Annotated in this window: 20 protein-coding genes; 12 read left to right on the forward strand and 8 right to left on the reverse strand. The window is 62.2% G+C overall.

Annotated elements, in window-relative coordinates:
• Positions 1-682: 682 nt before the first annotated feature.
• Positions 683-1,729 carry an AraC family transcriptional regulator gene (locus ASC48_RS01370; protein ID WP_082439936.1) on the reverse strand — a complete coding sequence of 349 codons (1,047 nt, stop codon included), beginning with the start codon at positions 1,727-1,729 and terminating at the stop codon, positions 683-685.
• A 415-nt stretch (positions 1,730-2,144) separates the two neighbouring features.
• On the opposite strand from ASC48_RS01370, the gene ASC48_RS01375 reads away from it, so the two are divergent.
• From ASC48_RS01375 to greA, 3 genes are all read left to right on the forward strand, one after another.
• On the forward strand, positions 2,145-2,435 hold the full coding sequence (locus ASC48_RS01375; protein WP_019964024.1) for a helix-turn-helix domain-containing protein: 291 nt from the start codon (positions 2,145-2,147) through the stop codon (positions 2,433-2,435).
• Positions 2,436-2,563: 128 nt separating this feature from the next.
• A complete protein-coding gene (gene carB / locus ASC48_RS01380) occupies positions 2,564-5,926 on the forward strand; it encodes a carbamoyl-phosphate synthase large subunit (protein WP_055454031.1) in 3,363 nt (1,120 codons plus the stop codon).
• Between the two features lie 222 nt (positions 5,927-6,148).
• A complete protein-coding gene (greA, locus tag ASC48_RS01385; protein ID WP_055454032.1) occupies positions 6,149-6,622 on the forward strand; it encodes a transcription elongation factor GreA in 474 nt (157 codons plus the stop codon).
• A gap of 217 nt (positions 6,623-6,839) precedes the next feature.
• Here the strand turns inward: greA and ASC48_RS01390 are convergent, their stop codons facing one another.
• Together ASC48_RS01390 and ASC48_RS01395 are read right to left on the reverse strand one after the other, a co-directional pair.
• Positions 6,840-7,139 (reverse strand): type II toxin-antitoxin system RelE/ParE family toxin, encoded by a 300-nt coding sequence (locus ASC48_RS01390; protein ID WP_055454033.1) that lies wholly within the window; start codon positions 7,137-7,139, stop codon positions 6,840-6,842.
• Positions 7,129-7,389 carry a type II toxin-antitoxin system ParD family antitoxin gene (locus tag ASC48_RS01395; RefSeq protein ID WP_055454034.1) on the reverse strand — a complete coding sequence of 87 codons (261 nt, stop codon included), beginning with the start codon at positions 7,387-7,389 and terminating at the stop codon, positions 7,129-7,131. Before ASC48_RS01395 ends, ASC48_RS01390 begins: the two co-directional genes overlap by 11 nt.
• A gap of 600 nt (positions 7,390-7,989) precedes the next feature.
• On the opposite strand from ASC48_RS01395, the gene ASC48_RS01400 reads away from it, so the two are divergent.
• Positions 7,990-8,784: an SDR family oxidoreductase gene (locus tag ASC48_RS01400; protein WP_055454035.1), complete on the forward strand. Its 795-nt coding sequence runs from the start codon at positions 7,990-7,992 to the stop codon at positions 8,782-8,784.
• A 35-nt stretch (positions 8,785-8,819) separates the two neighbouring features.
• Here ASC48_RS01400 and ASC48_RS01405 read toward each other — a convergent pair whose 3' ends face one another.
• Positions 8,820-9,290, reverse strand: coding sequence for an Lrp/AsnC family transcriptional regulator (locus ASC48_RS01405; RefSeq protein ID WP_055454036.1), 471 nt, complete (start codon positions 9,288-9,290; stop codon positions 8,820-8,822).
• 191 nt (positions 9,291-9,481) lie between these two features.
• On the opposite strand from ASC48_RS01405, the gene ASC48_RS01410 reads away from it, so the two are divergent.
• The 3 genes from ASC48_RS01410 (at position 9,482) to ASC48_RS01420 (ending at position 12,413) form a co-directional block, all read left to right on the forward strand.
• Entirely contained in the window at positions 9,482-10,474 is a 993-nt protein-coding gene (locus ASC48_RS01410) for a mitochondrial fission ELM1 family protein (protein ID WP_055454037.1), read from the forward strand.
• Between the two features lie 17 nt (positions 10,475-10,491).
• Complete coding sequence (gene trxB / locus ASC48_RS01415) at positions 10,492-11,454, forward strand: thioredoxin-disulfide reductase (protein ID WP_055454038.1); 963 nt, start codon at positions 10,492-10,494, stop codon at positions 11,452-11,454.
• A 62-nt stretch (positions 11,455-11,516) separates the two neighbouring features.
• Positions 11,517-12,413: a LysR family transcriptional regulator gene (locus tag ASC48_RS01420; RefSeq protein ID WP_055454300.1), complete on the forward strand. Its 897-nt coding sequence runs from the start codon at positions 11,517-11,519 to the stop codon at positions 12,411-12,413.
• Positions 12,414-13,118: 705 nt separating this feature from the next.
• On the opposite strand, the gene msrP is transcribed toward ASC48_RS01420, so the two are convergent.
• Positions 13,119-14,090: a protein-methionine-sulfoxide reductase catalytic subunit MsrP gene (msrP, locus tag ASC48_RS01425; protein WP_055454039.1), complete on the reverse strand. Its 972-nt coding sequence runs from the start codon at positions 14,088-14,090 to the stop codon at positions 13,119-13,121.
• Positions 14,091-14,351: 261 nt separating this feature from the next.
• On the reverse strand, positions 14,352-16,412 hold the full coding sequence (locus tag ASC48_RS01435) for an elongation factor G (protein ID WP_055454301.1): 2,061 nt from the start codon (positions 16,410-16,412) through the stop codon (positions 14,352-14,354).
• A 333-nt stretch (positions 16,413-16,745) separates the two neighbouring features.
• Between ASC48_RS01435 and ASC48_RS01440 the strand changes: the two genes are divergently transcribed.
• Positions 16,746-17,087, forward strand: coding sequence for a hypothetical protein (locus ASC48_RS01440; RefSeq protein ID WP_055454041.1), 342 nt, complete (start codon positions 16,746-16,748; stop codon positions 17,085-17,087).
• 176 nt (positions 17,088-17,263) lie between these two features.
• Here ASC48_RS01440 and ASC48_RS01445 read toward each other — a convergent pair whose 3' ends face one another.
• A complete protein-coding gene (locus ASC48_RS01445; RefSeq protein WP_055454042.1) occupies positions 17,264-18,463 on the reverse strand; it encodes a pyridoxal phosphate-dependent aminotransferase in 1,200 nt (399 codons plus the stop codon).
• A gap of 183 nt (positions 18,464-18,646) precedes the next feature.
• Positions 18,647-19,783, reverse strand: a complete 1,137-nt coding sequence (locus ASC48_RS01450) for a PAS domain-containing protein (protein WP_208975490.1) — start codon at positions 19,781-19,783, stop codon at positions 18,647-18,649.
• A gap of 227 nt (positions 19,784-20,010) precedes the next feature.
• Between ASC48_RS01450 and ASC48_RS01455 the strand changes: the two genes are divergently transcribed.
• The 4 genes from ASC48_RS01455 (at position 20,011) to ASC48_RS01470 (ending at position 22,553) form a co-directional block, all read left to right on the forward strand.
• Positions 20,011-20,292, forward strand: coding sequence for a hypothetical protein (locus ASC48_RS01455; RefSeq protein WP_055454043.1), 282 nt, complete (start codon positions 20,011-20,013; stop codon positions 20,290-20,292).
• Entirely contained in the window at positions 20,279-20,602 is a 324-nt protein-coding gene (locus tag ASC48_RS01460) for a hypothetical protein (RefSeq protein ID WP_141658843.1), read from the forward strand. The genes ASC48_RS01455 and ASC48_RS01460 overlap by 14 nt, the downstream gene beginning before the upstream one ends.
• 185 nt (positions 20,603-20,787) lie before the next feature.
• Positions 20,788-21,198, forward strand: coding sequence for a DUF3775 domain-containing protein (locus ASC48_RS01465; RefSeq protein WP_055454045.1), 411 nt, complete (start codon positions 20,788-20,790; stop codon positions 21,196-21,198).
• Between the two features lie 356 nt (positions 21,199-21,554).
• The gene (locus ASC48_RS01470) at positions 21,555-22,553 is read left to right on the forward strand and encodes an acetyltransferase domain-containing protein (RefSeq protein ID WP_055454046.1); all 999 of its coding nucleotides are present in this window, start codon (positions 21,555-21,557) and stop codon (positions 22,551-22,553) included.
• Positions 22,554-22,559: the final 6 nt, after the last annotated feature.

Genomic DNA, 22,559 nt, shown 5'->3' on the forward strand with positions numbered 1-22,559 from the left:
CCAAACACAACGCTCACTTACGTCACGGGCACTAATATGCCACCCATTTCACGTATACTCCTTCTCATAAGGCGCCAAATTTCAATCACCCAGCACTTAAGTTACCCTAAATGCACAGAAACTCCTTCATAAAACAAAAAAGACTTTAGAGAAACAACTGAACATCAATCAAAAAACAAAAGAAAAACGATAAATAAATTCATTTGAAAAATGAAATTTACATATTATCGATATATAAGAATACAAATAAACCACAAAATCAGCACAAGCAACGACGCCCAGCAAAGCCCACAGCCCGGCCGAACGCCCCCTGCAATAAATATCTAATTCTTAAGAATGTAAAATCGATATCAATTGCAGGAAGAAATCTGCACTTAACAACATTGTGCAGCGCAAACACGCAAAGCTTGCGAGGTTGAAAAATCCGGAAAGTTGATTCTCCACGTCACGCAGAAATTGGAGAGTTCCACCACATGGTCAGCCGGGGCCTTACTTTCCTGAGCTTGAATATTCAACAAGGGAACAAACTGCGCGTGTAGCTGCCTCTGAGGCACACACGTCTGCACCGGCTCTCCTCCCTTGCGTGGCTTGGCGAGCGGCAACGCATTTTTTCAATCCTGACGGGCAGCGCTGCAACTCACCCGGCACCTGCTGGCATGGCAGGCTGGTGGCATTGGGCCTGTCAGCGGCGGGCCTCAGTCCTGCGCCATTCGCTCGGTGTCATCCCGAACCAGCGCTTGGCTGCGCGGGTAAAGTTCCCAACCGCCGAGAACCCGAGACGGAACGAAACCTCGGAGATGGGCAGTCCCGTTGTACGCAGCAGATCGGCCGCGATGCCGCGGCGGACATCATCATGCAACTCATGGAAGGTTACTCCCTGCTCGCTCAACCGGCGCTGCAACACCCGGCCACTGACACCGACGGCACGGGCAACACTCTCCAGAGACAGATCCTTTTCCCCCACACGCCGGGCGATTTCCTCACTGACCAGCGCGGTGATCCCCGACAGCCGCCCGCGATCCGCGAGCCGCCGCATTGCCAGTTCCACCAGGGCTTCGAAAAGCACCGGATACGCTCCCGGCAGTGGCTTGTCTGCCAGCTCAGCCGGCAGGCTGATCGCTGAATGGTTCTGATCAAACAGCACATTTGGCCCAAAACACTGCCGGTGCAGCCGCGTATCCTCAGGCTTGCCCCGTTCCAGCCGCACCGCGACATTCTTGAAGCAATCTGGCCCCGCAGCCAGAGACAGGTACATGCAGGCCAGGACGGCAATACAGTCATTGAGCTGATCCCGCAGCACCACCCGCGGAACATGGCGCCAGATCAGCTCAAGCCGTCCGGACACCTGCCGGACCTCACAGGCCTCCAGATCAACAATTGAGGCATGCGCTTCACCAAGCACCTCGAAGAGGCGGCGCAATGTCGGGGCATAGGGCAAGGCGAGCACGAGCGCATGGGTGGGAACCACCGGTTCCATGACGGACGAGCGCAGCCCGATCAACGGATCATCCAGCAACTTCCCCGCCTGTTGCAGCAGACAGGCAACGTCACTCATCGGAAGGTAACGGTCGTAACGCCCATTTGCGGGCGGCAGCATCACACCGGCCTTGCGCGCCACCTCTTCAATCGCAAGGCCATTGCGTTCCAGGTACCGCGCAAGCGGCTCAATGATCTGCCCGGCAACTTCTGCCACTCCGGATGAAGAGCCCAACTTTCCCTCGCGCAGCATGTCTATACATTCCAGAAGTGTAACAAGGGACAGAATCCTTAAATCCCAACAAGAATCTGCTCCTGAAGGGCCTCTGTATAATCACCAATGCCCTCCGGCGAGAACCTCGAAAACAAGATATCACGCCGGGCCCCATATTAACGTTATCAATTCGAAAGAAAATTAATAACGATTTTCCTAAATTGTATTTTACCTGCTGGTTACCATTCCGATACAGGCAGGGTGCAATCAAAACGTATGCAGACCGCAGAAAGATCGCAGAAATTGTACAGCCACCAGAAAAGTAGCCTCCGCCAGCCGATCCTGCGGCTGGAGCCGCAGAAATTTGCCGGACAGACGCAGCTGAGCACTTCCAGAGGCGCAACAAGTGCGCTATCCGCCTGTTAGATAATCAGCATCAATCAGGATAGCGGCGATGAGCGGCAAGAAGACGGCAGGCATGACACCGGAGCAGTTCCGCGACTGGCGGCGCGCACTCGGCCTCAAACAGAAGGACGCCGCCGAGCGGCTGGGCCTGAAGAAGCGGATGATCCAGTATTATGAAAAGGGGAACCGCGACGGACGGCCTGTCGAAATCCCCAAATACGTCCGCCTCGCCTGCTATGCCCTGCAGGCGGGAATCGGCGATTTTGATGGCCAGAACAGCCGCGCCGCGCCGCCGCTTCCCGTACCGGAAGAAGACGGAAACGCAAAAGCGCTCGATTGACGGCGATCCGGGGTTTCATCCTTCGCCTTTATTGCCTATAAGGCGCGCTCAGCCACCAGTGTCATTCCTCAAGGACGAGCCCAGGCGCACGCGCGACAGAGCGCGGCGGCGGGCCGATGCGAGCCACGATGCCCAAACGCACAGACATTTCCTCCATCCTGATCATTGGCGCAGGCCCGATTGTTATCGGTCAGGCCTGTGAATTCGATTATTCGGGCACGCAAGCCTGCAAGGCCTTGCGCGAGGAAGGGTATCGAATCATCCTCGTGAACTCCAATCCGGCGACGATCATGACCGACCCGGATCTGGCCGACGCGACCTACATAGAGCCTATCACCCCGGAAGTCGTTGCGCGCATCATCGAGAAGGAGCGCCCCGACGCGCTGCTCCCGACCATGGGCGGCCAGACGGCGCTCAATTGCGCGCTGGACCTTGAGCGCGACGGCGTGCTGGAGAAATTCGGCGTGGAGATGATCGGCGCCCGTGCCGATGTGATCGAGAAGGCCGAAGACCGCGAGAAGTTCCGCGCTGCGATGGCTGCGATCGGGCTCGAAAACCCGCGCGCCTCGATTGCCTCCTCGCCTGCCATCCGCGATGCCAACGGCAAGATTACCGGCTACGACCGCAACGCCGGCTTCATGGAAGCCATGAAGGCGCTGGACGAGATCGGCCTGCCCGCCATCATCCGCCCGGCCTTCACCCTTGGCGGCACCGGCGGCGGCGTGGCCTATAACCGTGAGGAATTCGAGACGATCGCCCGCTCGGGCATCGACGCCTCCCCGGTCGGCCAGATCCTCATCGACGAAAGCCTGTTGGGCTGGAAGGAGTATGAGATGGAAGTGGTCCGTGACAAGGCGGACAACTGCATCATCATCTGCTCCATCGAGAACATCGACCCGATGGGGGTACACACGGGTGACTCGATCACCGTCGCGCCGGCGCTGACGCTGACCGACAAGGAATACCAGATCATGCGCGACGCCTCGATTGCGGTGCTGCGCGAGATCGGCGTGGAAACCGGCGGCTCCAACGTGCAGTTCGCCGTGAACCCGCAGAACGGCCGTCTCGTCGTCATCGAGATGAACCCGCGCGTGTCGCGCTCTTCGGCTCTGGCCTCCAAGGCCACCGGCTTCCCGATCGCCAAGATCGCGGCCAAGCTCGCCGTGGGCTACACGCTGGACGAGCTGGAGAACGACATCACCGGCGGCGCCACCCCGGCCTCGTTCGAGCCATCCATCGACTACATCGTCACCAAGATCCCGCGCTTTGCCTTCGAAAAGTTCCCGGGCTCCGATCCGGTGCTGACGACGGCCATGAAGTCCGTGGGCGAAGTCATGGCCATCGGCCGCACCTTCCAGGAAAGCCTGCAGAAGGCCCTGCGCGGCCTCGAGACCGGCCTGACCGGCCTCGACGAGGTGGAGATCCCCGGCCTTGGCCAGGGCGACGACAAGAACGCCATCCGCGCCGCCATCTCGACGCCGACGCCGACGCGCCTGCTCAACGTCGCGCAGGCCATCCGCCTCGGCACGCCGCTGGACCAGATCTACAGCATCTGCGGCATCGACCCCTGGTTCCTGGAGCAGCTCTCCGGCATCATCGCCATGGAAGAGAAGGTCCGCGCCAACGGCCTGCCGGACAATGCGGTGATGCTGCGCAAGCTGAAGGGCATGGGCTTCTCCGACGCCCGCCTCGCCTCGCTGACCGGCAAGGACGAAGCAGATATTGCCAAGCTGCGTGCGGATCTTGACGTCCATCCGGTGTTCAAGCGCATCGACACCTGCGCGGCGGAATTCGCTTCGCCCACCGCCTACATGTATTCCACCTACGAGACGCCCTTTGCCGGCAAGCTGGCCAGCGAAGCCCGCCCCTCGGACAAGAAGAAGGTGGTCATCCTCGGCGGCGGCCCGAACCGGATCGGCCAGGGCATCGAGTTCGACTACTGCTGCTGCCATGCGGCCTTTGCGCTGCAGGAAGCCGGCTATGAGACCATCATGGTCAACTGCAACCCGGAGACCGTGTCCACCGACTATGACACCTCCGACCGGCTCTATTTCGAGCCGCTGACGGCAGAAGACGTGCTGGAGATCATCCGCACCGAGCAGGAAAACGGCACGCTGCACGGCGTCATCGTCCAGTTCGGTGGCCAGACCCCGCTGAAGCTGGCACAGGCGCTCGTCAAGGCCAATGTGCCGATCCTCGGCACCTCGCCGGACATGATAGACCTTGCCGAAGACCGCGACCGCTTCCAGCGCCTCCTGACCAAGATCGGCCTGAAGCAGCCGCAGAACGGCATCGCCTATTCCGTCGAGCAGGGCCGCCTCATCGCCAGCCAGCTTGGCCTGCCGCTGGTGGTGCGCCCGTCCTACGTGCTGGGCGGCCGTGCGATGCAGATCATCCGCGACGAAGAGTCGCTGAACTCCTACCTGCTCGGCACCCTGCCGGAGCTGGTGCCCGGTGAAATCCGCGCCAAGTATCCGAACGACAAGACCGGCCAGATCAACACCCTGCTCGGCACCAACCCGTTGCTGTTCGACCGCTATCTCGATGGCGCCATCGAGGTTGACGTGGATGCCCTGTCGGATGGCAAGGACGTGTTCGTCTGCGGCATCATGGAGCATATCGAGGAAGCCGGCATTCACTCCGGCGACAGCGCCTGCTCCCTGCCGCCCTACACGCTCTCTGCCGAAACGATCGAGGAACTGAAGCGCCAGACCATTGCGCTGGCCAAGTCGCTCGAAGTCGGCGGCCTGATGAACGTGCAATATGCCATCCGCGACGGCCAGATCTATGTGCTCGAAGTCAACCCGCGCGCCTCGCGCACGGTGCCCTTCGTTGCCAAGACCATCGGCGTGCCGGTGGCCAAGATCGCCAGCCGCATCATGGCCGGTGAAAGCCTTGCCTCGTTCAACCTCAGCGAAAAGCCGCTGAAGCACGTGGCCGTCAAGGAAGCCGTGTTCCCCTTCGCCCGCTTCCCGGGTGTGGATACCATCCTTGGCCCGGAAATGCGCTCCACCGGCGAAGTCATGGGCCTTGATGCCAACTTCGGCACCGCCTTCGCCAAGTCGCAGATCGGCGGCGGCACGGGCGTGCCGGTGGGCGGCACGGTGTTCGTCTCCGTGCGCGATCAGGACAAGGAAGGCGTGCTGGACGCGGTCAAGCGCCTGGCTGCCAACGGCTTCCGCATCATCGCCACCAGCGGCACCCAGCGCTACCTTGAGGAGCATGGCGTCACCTGCACCAAGATCAACAAGGTTTCCGAAGGCCGCCCGCATATCGTGGACGTGATCAAGAACGGCGAGGTCCAGCTGGTGATCAACACCACGGACGGCATGCAGGCCATGTCGGACAGCCGCTCCATGCGCCGCGCTGCCCTCTTGCAGAAGGTGCCCTATTACACGACGCTGGCCGGCGCCGTGGCCGCTTCCAAGGGCATCGAAGCCTACAAGACCGGGGGGCTTGAAGTCAGGCCCTTGCAGTCCTACTTCGCCTAGAGCATAGTCTCGTGCGGGCCGTCGTGGCCCGCACGATCAGAATGCGATCTAAGCATTAAATCTGGAGCGTTTTTCTCTTGGCCGGGAAACAGACCCCGCCGGAGGACGCATCAGGACTGAATCATCCGCACTCCGGCCAGACGGTGAAACGTCCGGCTGGATTGTGTTTTTTTGACGTTTCGTCCGCGCAAGCGGACCACTTAACCAGAAGGTCTACGGCCAATGGAAAAGATCCCGATGACCGCCGCCGGCTACGCAATGCTGCAGGTGGAATTGAAGGAGCGGACGTCGGTCGAGCGGCCCCGGATCGTCGAGGCCATTTCCGAAGCGCGCGCCCACGGCGACCTGTCGGAAAACGCCGAGTACCACGCCGCCAAGGAAGCGCAGAGCCACAACGAGGGCCGCATCGCCGAGCTTGAGGACAAGCTCAGCCGCGCTGAAATCATCGACGTCTCCAAGCTCTCCGGCACCACCGTCAAGTTCGGTGCCACGGTCACCCTCATCGACGAGGACACCGAGGAAGAGAAGAAGTACATGATCGTCGGCGACGTGGAGGCAGACGTGAAGCAGGGGAAGATCTCCATCTCCTCCCCCATCGCCCGCGCCCTCATCGGCAAGACGATCGGCGACAGCGTCGAAGTCGCCGCCCCCGGCGGCGCCCGCTCCTACGAGATCGAGAACGTCCAGTTCCTCTGATCCGTCTCTGACCGGCCCTCCTGTTCAGAGGGGCCGGTCAGAGACCCGATCAAGAGGATTGACCAAGAGACCGGACCTCCGGGCCCTCCCGCCCGGCAAGACCCGAATGCCCGCGCACAACGCGGGCATTTTTGTTTGGGGGCAAAGCAGGCCGCCTTCATGGCCGGTAGAATAAAGTAGGTTTTATCCTCCATTGGGAACTGGAAGCCGTTGCCCTCTATTCCCCGGACGGGTTCTGCTTCCAGTCTTCGTGTCCGTGGCGCACACGGATGATCAAAACATCACGATTATCATCAGCGGCGTAGATGACCAGATGCGACTGGACCGGATGGACCCGGACAGGCGGACTGAGCTCAGTCCGCTCACGCGCGAGGTAAGGATTGGCAGCAATCAACTCGAAGGCGCTTTGCAGCAGAGCGTGATAGCGGGTGGCCTGCACATCGCCGAACCGCACTGCCCCTTCGATATAGATCGCCGTGATATCATCCGCAGCCTTGCGGGTAAGCCTATATGCCATCCGAAGACGGATCAGTCTGGACGCGCTGGCGTGCGGCTTTCAGGATATCCTCCATGGACTGGCCGCTGATGCCGCTTTCCAGACCCTCCGTTACCAGCATCTGCATATGGGCAATCTTGCCGCAACGCTCCTGATCACGCCGGATCAGGTCCCGCACATAATCGCTCGCATTGCTGTAGCGCCCTGACGCCGCCTGCGCTTCAACCCAATCCTTCATCGGATCCGGAAGCGATACATTCATTGTCGCCATCGTCCAAATCCTCCGTTCAGTAAGGGGGAATTTGGCAGATATTGGCAAAGATTGTCAAACACTAAAGCGACGTAGTTTCACTCCATGGCATCCCCAACGGGCCGAAACATAGGCGGACGCTCCTAGTAAAACCCTCATTGAAAAGGGGAACAAAAAAGAGAAACGTCACTGGAGAAAGCGAAAAAGAGACAATGGCAGCCGGGCCAAAACGGACTTCAATACAGTCAGAACACCGGCCTGCCTGCATCCGCTTCAACACGCGGCTCTGTCAGGTAACCAGGCTCAGGACAATCACCACCACACCAACGCCACAAACAACGCCTACTGAAAGCCACCAGCCCTCCCGCCCTTGACGCCCGCCCTGCTGCCGGGTACCCCTTTCCCTCAGATTGAGGAGTGACGGACATGGACAACCGCAACCGGTAAACCGGACGTACGCCGAACCGTGGCGACTGGCTTGGCTTTCGGCCAAGACCTTCGATGCTGTCTCATTGCGCCTTGAAGTCGCTCAAGCAAAGCAAGGGCTTGGGCAACTCTCGATGGCAGCTGTTCGAATGACCAGCGACCACCCACCCTCACTTTGGAATCCAAGGAACTATCATGCCCAGACTTTCTGGAAAGCGCGCTCTCGTGACGGGGGCGGCGCGCGGTATTGGCGCGGCCATTGCCAAGGCTTTTGCCGGTGAAGGCCCGAGCGTCCTTGTGCCCGACATCAACGACGAAGGCGGTGAAGCCACAGCCGGGGCCATCGGCGGAACATACTGTCATCTGGATGTGGCCTCTGAAGCGGACTGGAGCCGGGCGGAGCGCCTGTTCCCCGAACTCGACATTCTCGTCAACAATGCAGGCGTCACCGGCTTTGAGGACATGGCCAATGGCGCGCCGCCAGCGCATGACCCCGAGAATGCACAGCTTGCCGATTGGAGGGCCGTGCATGCGGTCAACCTCGACGGCACGTTTCTGGGGTGCCGCTATGCCATCCGCGCCATGCGGGCCAAGGGCGCCGGGTCGATCATCAACATCTCGTCCCGCTCCGGTCTGGTCGGCATTCCGATGGCCGCCGCCTATGCCTCCTCAAAGGCGGCCATACGCAATCACACAAAGAGCGTGGCGCTCTATTGTGCAGGCCAGGGCCTGAAGATCCGCTGCAACTCGATCCACCCCGCCGCCGTCATGACCCCCATGTGGGAGCCAATGCTGGGCAACGGGCCGGACAGAGCCCAACGGGAAGCGGCCATGGTGGCAGACACGCCGCTGCGCCGCTTCGGCAGGCCGGAAGAGGTTGCGGCTCTGGCCGTGTTCCTTGCCTCTGACGAGGCCCCCTACATGACGGGCGCAGAGCTGACGATCGACGGCGGCATCCTGGCAGGATCAGCCGCAACGCCCGGAAGCTAGAGCCGCAGCCCTATTCAGCAATAGGGCGCCCGCCCTCACCGCTCGATCGGCACCGTTGGTTCATCCTTGGTGCGGCGGATGGTGAGGGCGGTGCGGACGCTGTCGACGTTAGGGGCGGCGGTCAGTTCGCGGATGATGAAGGTCTGGAAGGTCTGAAGGTCCGGGGCGACGCATTTCAGCAGGAAATCCACCTCGCCCGACAGCATGAAGCACTCGCGCACGATGGGCCAGCTGTTGACCCGCTCCTCGAAGCTGTTGAGGTCCGCTTCCGTCTGGCTGTGCAGGCCGACCATGGCAAAGGCCGTCACCTCGTAGCCGAGCTGCTTTTCGTCCAGCAGCGTGCGGTAGCCGCGGATGAGCCCGGCCTCTTCCAGCGCGCGCACCCGGCGCAGGCACGGGGGCGCAGAGATGCCGACACGGCGGGCGAGTTCCACATTGGTCATCCGGCCATCCTGTTGCAGCTCGTCCAGAATGTGCCAGTCGATCGCGTCAAGCCGTGCTTTCAAGAAAATCTCCAGTCAGTGCGGGCGGCGCCCGGCGGGCACGGCAAAAAGGCCGCCTGCCCCAAAGTTCCGTTTCACAGGCACGCACCCGGCCTTGTTCCAGCCGTCTGTCCGTGCTTGTGTGGCCGCAAGACCCAATGCCCTGCGGCTTATGATTTTTTGCTCATGTCCGCAAGACTATAACAAAAGCTCCCATGCTCAAGAAAGATCCAGAAACCGCAAAAGCTGAGGATGACCGGAGCATCTGGATTCTGTCCGATGGCAAGGCGGGCGACGAAATCCAGTGCATGGGCGTCGCCGAAGCCCTTGGCCTGCCCTATCAGATCCGCCGCGTTGCCCCGCGCAGGCCCTTCGTCTGGGCCATGCCCTGGGGGCCGATTGACCCGCGAGAGGCCGAGACGCGGCCCGGCAGCCCGCTGGCACCGCCCTACCCGGACATCGCCATCGCCTCCGGCCGGCGCACCGTGCCCTATCTGCGCCGCCTGAAGAAGCTGAGCGGCGGGCGCACCTTCACCGTCTTCCTCAAGGATCCGCGCACAGGCACGAGTGCCGCCGACCTCATCTGGGTGGGGGAGCATGACCGGCTGCGCGGCGCCAATGTTCTGGTGACGCCAACCGCACCGCACCGCCATTCTGCGGAAAAGCTGGCAGCAGCAAGGGCGCAGCCGGACCCGCGCCTTGGGGATCTGCCCTCCCCGCGCATAGCCGTGCTTGTGGGCGGCAACAGCCGCCATCACAGCTTCACGGCCGAAGACATCAACCGCTTTGCAGACGGGCTGGCGGATGCGGCGAGGGCCGGCGGCAGCCTGATGATCACCGCCTCACGCCGCACCCCCCCTGCGCTCAGTCACCGGCTGGAGCAGCTGGCAGAAACAGGAAACCATTTCCTTTGGGACGGCAGCGGCGAAAACCCGTTGCTGGCAATGCTGGCGCTGGCAGATAGCATTGTCGTGACGGGCGACAGCACCAACATGGTGGGCGAGGCTCTGGCGGCGGGGCGGCCGGTGCATGTGTTCATGCCCTCGGGCGGGCACCACCGGCTTGATCTCTTTTTGACTGGATTGCGCCAGATTGGCGCCATTCACCCCTTTCCGGGGCCTCTCAAAACCACTACCTGTGAGCCGCTGGACAGCACCCCGCAGATCGCTGCGGCAATCAGGGACCGGCTGGCCTCGCGCAAGGCATGAGATTTAAGGAACTGGACATGGCGACGGAACACGTGAAGCTGCTCATCATTGGCTCGGGCCCGGCTGGCTACACCGCCGGCATCTATGCCGCACGCGCCATGCTGGAGCCGGTTCTCGTTGCGGGTATCCAGCCGGGCGGTCAGCTGACCATCACCACCGATGTGGAGAACTATCCCGGCTTTGCCGAGCCGATCCAGGGCCCCTGGCTGATGGAGCAGATGCAGCTTCAGGCCGAACATGTCGGGACGCGCATCGTGCATGACATCATCACCAGGGTGGACCTGTCGAAGCGCCCGTTCCGCGCCGTTGCCGATAGCGGCACCGAATTTCTGGCCGATGCCATCATCATCGCAACCGGCGCGCAGGCGCGCTGGCTGGGCCTGCCGTCGGAAGTGGATTTCATGGGTGCGGGCGTTTCGGCCTGCGCCACCTGCGACGGCTTCTTCTACCGCGGCAAGGAAGTGATCGTGGTCGGCGGCGGCAATACGGCCGTCGAGGAAGCGCTTTATCTGGCCAATCTGGCCTCCAAGGTGACGGTCGTGCACCGCCGCGACAGCTTCCGCTCCGAGCGCATCCTGCAGGAGCGGCTGTTCGCCAATCCGAAGATCAACGTGGTCTGGGACTGCGTTGTGGACGAAATCCTTGGCGGCGGCATGCCCAAGGCCGTCACGGGCGCACGCCTGAAGAACGTCAAAACCGGTGAAACGCATGAACTCAAGGCAGACGGCGTCTTCATCGCCATCGGCCATGCGCCGTCGGTCGATCTGTTCCGCGGCCAGCTGACGCTGAAGCCGAATGACTACATTTTCACGGAGGCCGACAGCACCCGCACCTCCGTGCCGGGCGTCTTTGCTGCTGGTGATGTGACCGACGACATTTACCGCCAGGCTGTCACCGCCGCCGGCATGGGCTGCATGGCCGCCCTTGAAGCGGAGAAGTTTCTGGCCGAACATGCGCTTGAGGCGGCAAAGGCTGGCTGAAGCAGCCAGAATCGGGCTGCCCCGCCAAAGAGGGGCGGCGGAAGAGGAGAAGCAGGCGCATGATGGACTGGGACAAGCTGCGCATTTTCCATGCCGCCGCACAGGCAGGCAGCTTCACACATGCGGGCGACAGCCTGAACATGAGCCAGTCCGCCGTCAGCCGTCAGGTCAGCGCGCTGGAACAGGACCTCGGCATCCCGCTGTTCCACCGCCACGCGCGCGGCCTTCTGCTCACCGAGCAGGGCGAACTCCTCTACCGCACAGCCCGCGAGGTGCTGATGAAGCTGGAGGCCGTGCAGACGCGCCTCACCGACAGCCGCGAAAAGCCCTCCGGCGTGCTGCGCATCACCACCACGGTGGGCCTTGGCTCCACCTGGCTGACGGCGCGCATCAACGAGTTCATCGATCTTTATCCGGACATGGAACTTCGGCTGATCTTCGATGACGAGGAGCTGGACCTTGGCATGCGCGAAGCGGATGTGGCCATCCGCCTGCGCCAGCCGACCCAGCCGGACCTGATCCAGCGCAAGCTCTTCACCGTGCACTTCCACATCTACGCTTCACCGCAATACCTGAAGCGCTATGGCACCCCGAAGACGATCGAGGATCTGGACAATCACCGCATCGTCACCTTCGGCGAGCATGCGCCCGCCTATCTGCGCGACATGAACTGGCTGGAAACGGCGCACCGACCGCTGGGCGAGCCGCGCCGCATCGTGCTGCGCGTCAACAATGTGGTGGCGATCAAGCGCGCGGTGGATCAGGGCATCGGCGTGGCCATCCTGCCGGACTATATCGTCGAGAATGACACCAGCGTGACGCAGATCCTGACGCATCTGGAAGACCAGATCCCCAGCTTCGACACCTATTTCGTCTATCCGTCCGAGCTGAAGAACACGGCACGCATCACTGCTTTCCGTGATTTTCTGCTGGCCAAGGCCGAACGCTGGTCCTACTGACCGGCGTTCCGCCGCTGGACAGAATGCCGCAGCGCAGAAAACGCCTCCAAGATCATATCCCTTTGATTTCATATCACTTTCAGGAAGAATAGCGTCCAGCTGCAGCCTGTGCGCTCCTGCGAACTCATCCATCAAAATACCAGCCAGAACGAATTCGCACAAAAAACAGGCAATTCTTGAAACTGCACGGAATCTGACCATAAGATCAAAATCTGCACAAAGCGCACACCAAGATACTGAATCAAAAAAGGAAATATGATTCCCCCGAGAGAAATGTGACAGGATTGTGCAGGGCTGACATATTAGTCATTCCTTAAACGCATGGCTGACCTGCGCAGGTGCCACTTGTTTAATCAGCTTGTGCACTGCATATAAGCATCACTGTTGGTTCTGCGGCGTCGCACTCTCCTCCCAGCGACGCCAATTCAGCCAGCTGTTCCCCTCTGGAAGGTGATTTTCCACGCTGTGGAAAATCAAAAATAACTGCCGGGTCTTTTGACCCGGCTTTTTTTTTGCCTTGTGGGTCGCGGTGCAGATGGACAGGCAACCGCGCCATGCTCTCAGCGTCGCCCCGGCCAGAACGCAAAAGGCCCCCGATCGCGCGGGGCGCATCCGGATGACGATGGAAAGGCCTCAATCAAAAGAAAGAAAGGCCTCGCAGACACCCCGGAGCCTTCCGCATCACATCCCTGAAGCCACACAGCTTCACATGAACAGCTTCTCGCCTTCCATACCCTTGTAGAGGCCGGCGACCTGTTCGGCGTAGCCGTTGTAGAGCAGGGTCGGAACGGTCTGGCCGGTGCCTAGCACGTCTTCCTGCGCCTGGCTCCAGCGCGGATGGGCGACGTCAGGGTTCACATTTGCCCAGAAGCCGTATTCGGTCGGCCCCAGAGCTTCCCACATGGTCTTCGGCCGCTCGTCGGTGAAGGTGATGCGGACGATGCTCTTGATCGACTTGAAGCCGTATTTCCACGGCAGGGCGAGGCGCAGCGGCGCGCCGTTCTGCTTGGGCAGCGGCTTGCCATAGACGCCGGTCACCATGAAGGCCAGTTCGTTGGTGGCCTCGGCCATGGTCACGCCCTCCACATAGGGCCACGGATACCAGACCATGTTCTGGCCCGGCGCAATGCTCGCGTCCTGGAAGGTCTCAAAGCGCAGGTATTTGGCGCCTGCCTGGGGGCTCGCCAGCTTCACCAGTTCCGACAGGGCGAAACCGGACCAGGGCACGGCCATGGACCAAGCCTCGACGCAGCGGAAGCGGTAGAGCCGCTCTTCCAGCGGCATGGCCTTCAGAAGATCATCGATGCCGATCTGCTGCGGCTTGTCCACCATGCCGTCGATGGTCACCGTCCACGGGCGGATGGGCAGGGACTGCGCCGCACGGGCGATGCTCTTGCTGGTGCCGAATTCGTAGAAGTTGTTGAAGCTGGTGACATGCTTTTCCTGGCTGAGCGCACGGTCCAGCGTATAGGCCTCGTTGCGCTTCACCGGATAGAGGCTGGCGCTCGGGTCTGCGGCACCATCCTGCGCCCTTGCGCCGGAAGGCAGCCCCGCCCCCAGTGCCAGCGCGCCCGCACCCGCCATGCCCGCCAGAATCGCGCGGCGGTTCCAGAACAGGTGCTCCGGTGTTGCCATATGCTCGGGCAGGGCCCAGCCCGGCTTGCGGATGATATGCATCTTGTCCTCCTGATCAGCGCAAACAGCAAACGCCTGAAATTCTGAAGATGCAAATAACGCTCTGGTGACGTCTGGCGAGCCCCTGCGCACGCAGGATTGAGCATCTGACGGGCGTCAGGCATGTATCAGGCAGGAACCCGGGCAAGAACTGGGGCAAGAACTGGGGCAAGAACTCGTGCAGGAAGATGAGGCCGGCGCCCGTCCGCACCGGCCTCGCCCCTCCTGTTGGCAGCAGCCCGAAGGGCTGCATGGAGACCTCCTTTATGCAGCCTTCTGCCGCTCGCGGGCAAGTATCTGATCTGCGAGCTTGCCGGTCACCTCTGCCAGATGGTCAAAGCGGCGGTGGAAGCTGCCCGCCCCTGCCGTTGCTGATCGTAATTCCACGATCAGACCGTCCAGCTCCGCCTGCGGCATCAGGCAGCGCACCTCGTCCCATCCGGCCCAGCCGGGCCTTGCATCAAAGCCGAGGATCTGGCCGCGCCTAGCAGGGATGATGGCGTTGATGCGTGCCGTCGCCTCGGACGGGCACACGACAATCACCTCGTCCATCGGCTCCAGCAGCACCGGGCTGCACTCCGGCAGCCCCTCGCGCATCGCCGTGATCGCCGCCATGCGGAAGGCCTGATCGGAACTGTCGACCGAGTGATAGGACCCGTCCGTCAGCACGACCGAGATATCCACCAGCGGGAAGCCCAGCGCGCCATGGCCCAGCGCCTCTCGCACGCCCTCTTCCACGGACGGGATATACTGGCGCGGCACCACCCCGCCGGTGATCTTCTCGGCAAAGACAAAGCCCTCTCCGCGTCCCAGCGGCCGGATTTCCAGCACCACATCGCCGAACTGGCCATGCCCGCCCGACTGTTTCTTGTGCCGCCCGCGCACGCTGGTGCCCTTGCGGATGGTCTCGCGGTAGGCGATCTGCGGCGCGCGCGCCTCCACCGTCAGGCCATATTTGCCCTTGAGCCGGGCCAGTGCGACACGCAGATGCATTTCGCCCTGCCCTTCCAGAAGGGTCTCGCCGGTCGCCTCGCTCAGCCGCGCATGCAGGGCGGGGTCTTCCTCTGTCAGTTTTTGCAGGGCAGCGGAAAGCTTCACATCCTCTTTGTGATCGGCCGTGGAGATGGCAAGGCCCATCACCGGCTCCGGCCGGCGGAAGGGCATCCACTGGCGGATCGGCTCCTTCAGCCCCAGCAGCATTCCGGTCTGCGCTCCGTCGAGCTTCGCCAGCGCCACGGTTTCCCCCTCTCCTGCGGCGCCCCGGCGGCTCGTCTGCTGGCCAAACAGCGAAAGCAGGCCGGATGGCTTCTCCACTCCGCCCTCCGGCAGATGCAGCCCCTGCCCCTCGGCCACCGTGCCGCCCAGAACCCGCGTCACCGACAGCTTGCCGCCATGCAGCGTGTGCAGCGTCTTCACCACCACGCCCGCCTCGGTGGAGGGGCTCAGGCCCAGCCGCGCCCGCGTCGCCGCCACATCCGGCCCCTCGTGCCGCAGGGCCTTCATCAGCCGCTGGATGCCGTTGCCGTGTTCTGCCGAGCCGATGAATACCGGGCAGATCTGCCCCTGCCGCATTTCCTCGGCGAGATCGGTGAAAACCCGCTCCCGGCCCGGCGCCATGTCCTCCAGCAGGGTTTCCATCAGCACATCGTCGTGGTCGGCCAGCCGTTCCAGCATGGAGAAGCGCGCTTCCACCTCGCGGGCGAGTTCATCACCCGGCATGTCGATCACGAGACTTTCCGCATGCTCGCGGTAGACAAAGGCCCGCTCCAGGGCAAGATCGATGAAACCCACGGCGATGCCGTTCTTCCAGATCGGGATCTGCCGCAAGACCAGAGGCACGCTGGAGGCCGGCTGCAGCATCTGCAGCACGTCGCGCACCCGCTGGGTGGCCTTGTCGATCTTGTTGAGGAACAGAAGCCGGGGCACACCGCGCTCTTCCAGCATCTTGAGGATCAGTTGCAGCGCGGGAACCTTCTTCTCGTCGGCTTCCGCCACCACGATCGCCAGATCCGCGCCGCACAGGGCGCCTTCCATGTCGGTGAGAAACTCGACGGAACCGGGGCAATCAAGGAAGGTATAATGGTCCCCCAGATACTCCGTTCCGGCGATGTTCATCTCGATGCTCATGCCGTGAGCCCGCGCCTCCGGCGAGGCATCGCCCGTCATGTTGCCGCCTCCCTGGCTGCCTTGTCTGGAAATTGCCCCCGTGCGCGCCAATATGGCTTCCATCAGGGTTGTCTTGCCGCTTCCGAACGGCCCGGCAATCGCGACGCAGCGGGGGCCGGATCGTCTGCCGCTGCTGGTGCTTTCCTGAATGCCGCTCATGCTGCCGTCTCCCGTTGGCTTGTGTTGCCAGCGCGAGGATCGCGGCAGGAGATGACGCCGCGTCTGCGCGCCGTCCACCCGCTGCAGGGACATGAGCCGTCTTGTCCGGACGCTCCGGAGCCGGGCCAGGCCCTGCGGCGTTTGAGTATTGCAGCTCCGCGCGCGTCTGACGCCATCACGTCGCTGTTGAAGGTATCGTCGCGCTGCGCGGGCGCCATTTGCAAGCAAAAGATGTGCGGCACTGCAGCATCAAACGGCCTTGCCCCTGCCGCATCTGCGGGCCACAACAAGGCCAGAGACAACCGGACGAGGCAGCGAAAGGCCGAAGTCAGCATGCAGATCCAGACGCTTAAAGGCGTTGTGGCCACCGCCCTGCTTCTGGCGGCAGCCCTGCTGCCGTTTGACACAGGCTCCGAAGCTCAGGCCCAGACCTCCGCCCTGCGCCGCTCCAGCGACAACGGCACTGCCGCCGCCCCATCCATGCGCGGCCAGGCCGGTCGCATGCTTCTGGACAAAAGCCAGCAGCAGCAGACGCAAGGCCTCGACAAGCGCCAGCAGATCGAAGCCGAACACCGCCGCGAACGGGCTGGGGAACTCGCCCTGCCCTGCACCCAGCCCGGCTGCCCCACCGCTCCGGAGTACCGGGATGTTTACGGGAAGACTAAGAAGCGCTGAAGCAATAGAGCTCTGGCAGTTCATGCAAGCAGAGTTTTGTGGGCGCCTCCGCAGCCCCTCCACCGTCATCCCGGCTCGCGCTGCGCTTGGCCGGATGACCACGGTGAGGACTTTAACAGCAAAAACCCGCCGGCTCACACCGGCGGGCTCTTCAATCAATTACCGTCAGCGACGGCTCAGCGCAGGTTAGCGCAAAAGCGCTGGATGCGCTGGCAGGCGTCTTCCAGGGCTTCGGTTGCGGTGGCATAGGAAATGCGGAAGTTCGGGCCAAGGCCGAAGGCCGAGCCCTGCACCACGGCCACGCCTTCAGCTTCCAGCAGCTCGGTCACGAAGTCCTCGTCGGTCTCGATGACCTTGCCCGACGGCGCGGTCTTGCCGATGCAGCCTTCGCAGGACGGGAACACGTAGAACGCGCCTTCCGGCACCGGACAAACGAGACCCTTGGCCTGGTTCAGCATGGACACCACCAGATCGCGGCGGGCCTTGAAGATCTCGTTGTTCTTCGGGATGAAGTCCTGCGGCCCGTTCAGCGCTTCCACGGCCGCATACTGGGCGATGGAGCTGGGGTTGGACGTGGACTGGGACTGCACCGTCGCCATCGCCTTGATCAGCTGCACGGGACCGGCTGCATAGCCGATGCGCCAGCCGGTCATGGCATAAGCCTTCGAGACACCGTTCACCGTCAGCGTGCGGTCATAGAGCGACGGCTCAACCTGCGCCGGGGTGGTGAACTCGAAGTTGTCGTAGACGAGGTGCTCGTACATGTCATCGCTCATCACCCACACATGCGGATGACGGACGAGCACATCGGTGAGCGCCTTCAGCTCGGCCCGCGTGTAGGCGGCGCCCGAGGGGTTCGACGGCGAGTTGAAGATGAACCACTTGGTCTTCGGCGTGATCGCAGCTTCCAGCGCTTCGGCCGTGATCTTGAAGGTCTTCTTGTCGGCCTCCACGATCACCGGCGTGCCGCCGGCCAGCTCCACCATGTCCGGGTAGCTCACCCAGTACGGCGTCGGGATCAGCACTTCGTCGCCGGGGTTCACGGTGGCGATGAGAGCATTGTAAAGCACCTGCTTGCCGCCGGTGCCGACCGTCACCTGTGCCGGGGTATAGGTCAGGCCGTTCTCGCGCTTGAACTTGGCGCAGATCGCCTCCTTCAGCTCGGGAATGCCGTCCACGGCGGTGTATTTGGTCTTGCCCTCATTGATGGCCTTGATCGCCGCAGCCTTGATGTTTTCCGGGGTATCAAAGTCCGGTTCGCCAGCGCCAAGACCGATAACGTCCCGGCCGGCGGCTTTCAGCTCACGCGCCTTGTTGGTGACCGCAATCGTTGCGGACGGTTTCACACGCGAAAGAGCATCGGCAATAAAGCCCATGAGGGTCCTCCATAGGAGACATGGTGATTTCGAGCGCGCGGACCCTAAGCCGACAACAGAACAGCCGCAAGGCCCAAGCACGGCAGATCTGCGGCTTGCGTCAACTTTTGTGCCAAAAAATAAATCCACCAGGACGGAAGGCAGACCAATGTTCGAAAAACGGGAGGCGCCCGGCCTCTCCCCTCAGGCCCGGGTTTCCAGCACCAGATGCGGCGGATCCTCGCCGTTGTCGATGAAGAGCGCACGGATGCGCTTGTTTCTGGACGAGCCGTCAAGGCTGTTCACCACCACGGCGATGGGAATGTTGTTGGCCTTCTTTGCAGCTTCGAGCAGCAGTCCGTAGCTCTTGGGATGCAGAAGGGTCTCGGTGATGGGATGCTCGTCCATCGACTGCTGGGTCAGCTGAAAGGCCTTGCGCGCTGCCTTGTTGGCCGCCAGCATCTTGCGTGTCTTGGTGTCGACGACGATCACCGGCGACGTCATCACATCGAAGATCCGGGTAAAATCCGCCTCGCTGTGGCCATCCGGCTCTGCCGTGAAGACAACCCCCCCCGCTGTCTCTGAAAGGCGGAAGAACAGGGCCGAATAGTGCATCACCATGGTGTCGCCATTCGGCATCTTGAAGCGCCCCTTGCCGGAGGCGCTGGACGAGCGGGCAAGAACCGTCTGGATCAGAGCTGCGAGCGTCTTGCCGACACGCTTCGGGATGTGGGCAATGTTGCGGCCGATGCAAAGCGCCGGGTCGTCAATGCCGAAGGCGTGAAAGAAGCCGGGACTGGCATAGCGGACATAGCCGAAATTATCCGCCGTCATGACGATCTTGCCGGAATTCTCCACGAAGTGCTTCAGGATCGGCGCAAGACCGCGCACCACATGCCCGCCTTCTCCACCAGCTGCCACCGTGGACGGGTGGCAGATGACAAACTGGCGCCCATCACCGGCGTCGTAACGCCAGCCGGTCAGGCTGATGCCGGCAATGCCACTCTCCGCATCCGTGCCCACATCAATGGGGCCGCACTTGCCCTTCCGGATGACGGTGTTGAACAGGTTGAGAAGGTTTTTCTGCGTCTGCGGTGCGAGCGCAGAAAGCGCCTCGGACAGGGCGGCCTGTTTCAGTCCGGCACCCTTGCCCTCGATCTGGACTGTCGCCGTCTCAAGCCACATCAGGCGCTTGGCGGATGGATCAGCGATCAGAAACCAAAGACCGGAGAGACTGAGATGCGGTCCGGCGTGAGCATCCGGCACCGCGGAAGCCGCAGTCTGCAAAAGCTTCTGGTCCGGCGCCTGCATCACTGCTGCCGCCTCGCTTGATCCGCTCATGCCTCTTGCCCGTCCCTGGCGGGCCCATCCCCGCGCCGAAACATCCAGTACGTTCCGGTATCGCCTGCAAGGGCAAAAATCCAGTGAAGATGATCGCTACAAACTAAAACTTTTCCCGCCACGAAATGGCCATGAAAAATGCTGCAACCCGCCCGCTTCCGGGCCGCAGGCCGTCGCATTTTCAGGCCAGTTTCTGCCCGTCTGGGCGCTGATGAAAGGGCCTTGGAATGGTAGATCAGACGATGCTCGACCCACAGAACTCCTTCAAGGAGATTTTCCGGCTCACCCCCTTCACTGCCGCCGGCGGTGCTGGCGTTGCAGCCGTTGCGATTTATGCGGTGACCGCGTCCCCCTCAGAAGATGGCCTGATGCTGACGCTGGCAGCGGCCTTCGCCGGCATGCTTTCCCTGACCCTCAGCCTCGGCATGAAACTGCTGCAGGATCTGGAGGCGCGCCCGCTGCGGCAGGCATTCCCCGTGACGGAGAGGATCTGCGATGACCGGAGCTGACCGCACAGCCACAGGCTCGTCTGCGCAGGAACCGGAACGGCAGGCACAAGCAGGGAACACCCGGATGGATGCCCCGCCGATGGCCACCATCCGCACTGCACGCAAGACGGGTCCCGAAGACGAGGCGAGCCTGCGCCCCCTCGGCATGGCGATTGTGTTCGGTGTCATGCTCGCCGCTGCCGTTGCCTTCCTCGGCTCTTCGCCATCGGCGCATGAGCCCGGGCAGAACAATGCTCTTCAACAGGACATGCAGCCCCCCGCTCAGGCCGGCAAGGACCTGCGCCACCTGCAGGCTCTGCGATCCGGGTGAAGCTCCGGCCAGATCCTTTGTGCATTCATGCGAAAGCCCCGGGAGCGCGCTCTGCGGGGCTTTCGCATGTCCGGCACACACCTGGCCGCGTGCCGCATTGCACCAGCCGCCTCCGGGCCTGCCCCGTTGCGTCTCTGTTCATCCAATGACTTAATGAGGGAGTGAAAGACACATGGAGTTCTGCCATGGCCGTTGAACTGACCCTGTCGCCTGAAACAATCCGCATGCTGGTGCAGAAGGCCCGCTCCGCAGCTGCCGCCCTCAACGACGCGTTCGAGGAAGACCGCGGCAATGGCATCGACTTTGATGAGGACCATCTCTCCGACCTCCACATGCATAACGCCCTTGCGGAAGAGGAATCCATCGACCTCAGCGAGGAGGAACTGCGGGAACTGATCTCTGACCTGAACGTGGATGAGTCGGCCGAACTGGTCGCCATTGCCTGGGTCGGCCGCGGCGACTTTGATGCCAGCGACTTCGATCAGGCCGTCGAGGAGGCCCGGGCCAGAGGTATGAAAGGCGCCGCCAGCTATCTGATCGGCCTGCCCCTGCTCGCCGATTATCTGGAAAACGGCTTGGAAACACTCGGCTTTTAGGATCTTTTCCACAGCAGCGGAAAAAACATGCAGGACAACGGAACCGGAGGGACAATTAGGGCTTTAACCGGACGTTAACCATATGCAACGTTCCTAGGGACGTCACATATGGACCAAACCCAACCGGGAGGAGCCCTGAGATGAGCATTCAGGATCGTTATGATACCGATAGCCTCGTCAGCAGTCCGCGTTCACCCTGGCCCTATGTAGCGGGCTTTATCGCAGTTTCAGCCATTGCCAGTGTTCTGGCGTCCGCCTTTCTTGGCTAGGCATACCGTCAGGCACCTGCCCGGCTCGCTCCGGCAGCCTGCCAGAAGCCCCGTGCACGGCAGGCGGAGTTCAAACGGATCTCCGCAATGACCGCCAGCCCGGCACCCAGTTCTCCAAGTACCGGTTCTTCCACGCTGCGCCTTCACGGGCTGGACCTTGCCCGTGGCCTCGCGCTGCTGGCCATGGTTTCCTATCATCTGTCCTGGGATCTGTCCTGGTTCGGGATCGTGGACTGGCCCGTCAACGAGGATGGCGGCTGGCAGACCTATGCCCGGCTGATTGCAGGCACCTTCCTGTTTCTGGCCGGTGTCAGCCTCACCCTGGCCCATGGCAACGGCATCCGCTGGCGCGCCTTCTGGCGGCGGGAAGCCGTGATCCTGGTGGCTGCAGCCGCTGTCAGCGCCGGCACATGGTCTGCACTCGACGCCAGCATGGTGCGCTTCGGCATTCTCCACTGCATTGCCACTGCCTGCCTGCTGGCCCTGCCCTTTGTCCGCCTGCCCGCCCTTGCGTCCGTTGCCGCCGCGCTGCTGGTCTTCTCCCTGCCCTTCTGGGCAGCTGGCCCTGCCTTCGACGGGCCGCTGTGGCTCTGGACAGGACTTGGCGATCCGGGCTTTTCCAGCGTGGACTGGGTGCCGCTGGTGCCCTGGGCAGGCGCAACCCTGCTGGGCGTTGCTGCCGGGCACATGCTGCGTCAGCCTGACGTAAAATTCTGGGCCTCCCGCTGGCAGCCGCGCTCCGCATTCAGCCATCTGCTGTGCCGGGGTGGACGCCACTCGCTGGCGGTCTATCTGATCCATCAACCTGTGCTGTTCGGCAGCCTCTGGCTCGTGGCAACCACCGGAGTCATCGAGGACAGAACCTCCCATGACTTTCAGGAAAACTGCACCCTGACCTGCACGGCGGGCGGTGTCGAACAATCTGCCTGCGCGCGTATCTGTTCCTGCACACTGACCGCCATGAAATCGGACGGCCTGTGGGACAAGCTTCTGGGCAATCCGGAAGATACCGGCCTGCTGAGCCAGATGAACACCAGCCATGCCATGTGCGTGCAACAGGAATTCGAGGCCAATCCGCCGCAGTGACCGCAA

The sequence above is a fragment of the Pannonibacter indicus genome, assembly GCF_001418225.1.
GTDB lineage: Bacteria > Pseudomonadota > Alphaproteobacteria > Rhizobiales > Stappiaceae > Pannonibacter > Pannonibacter indicus.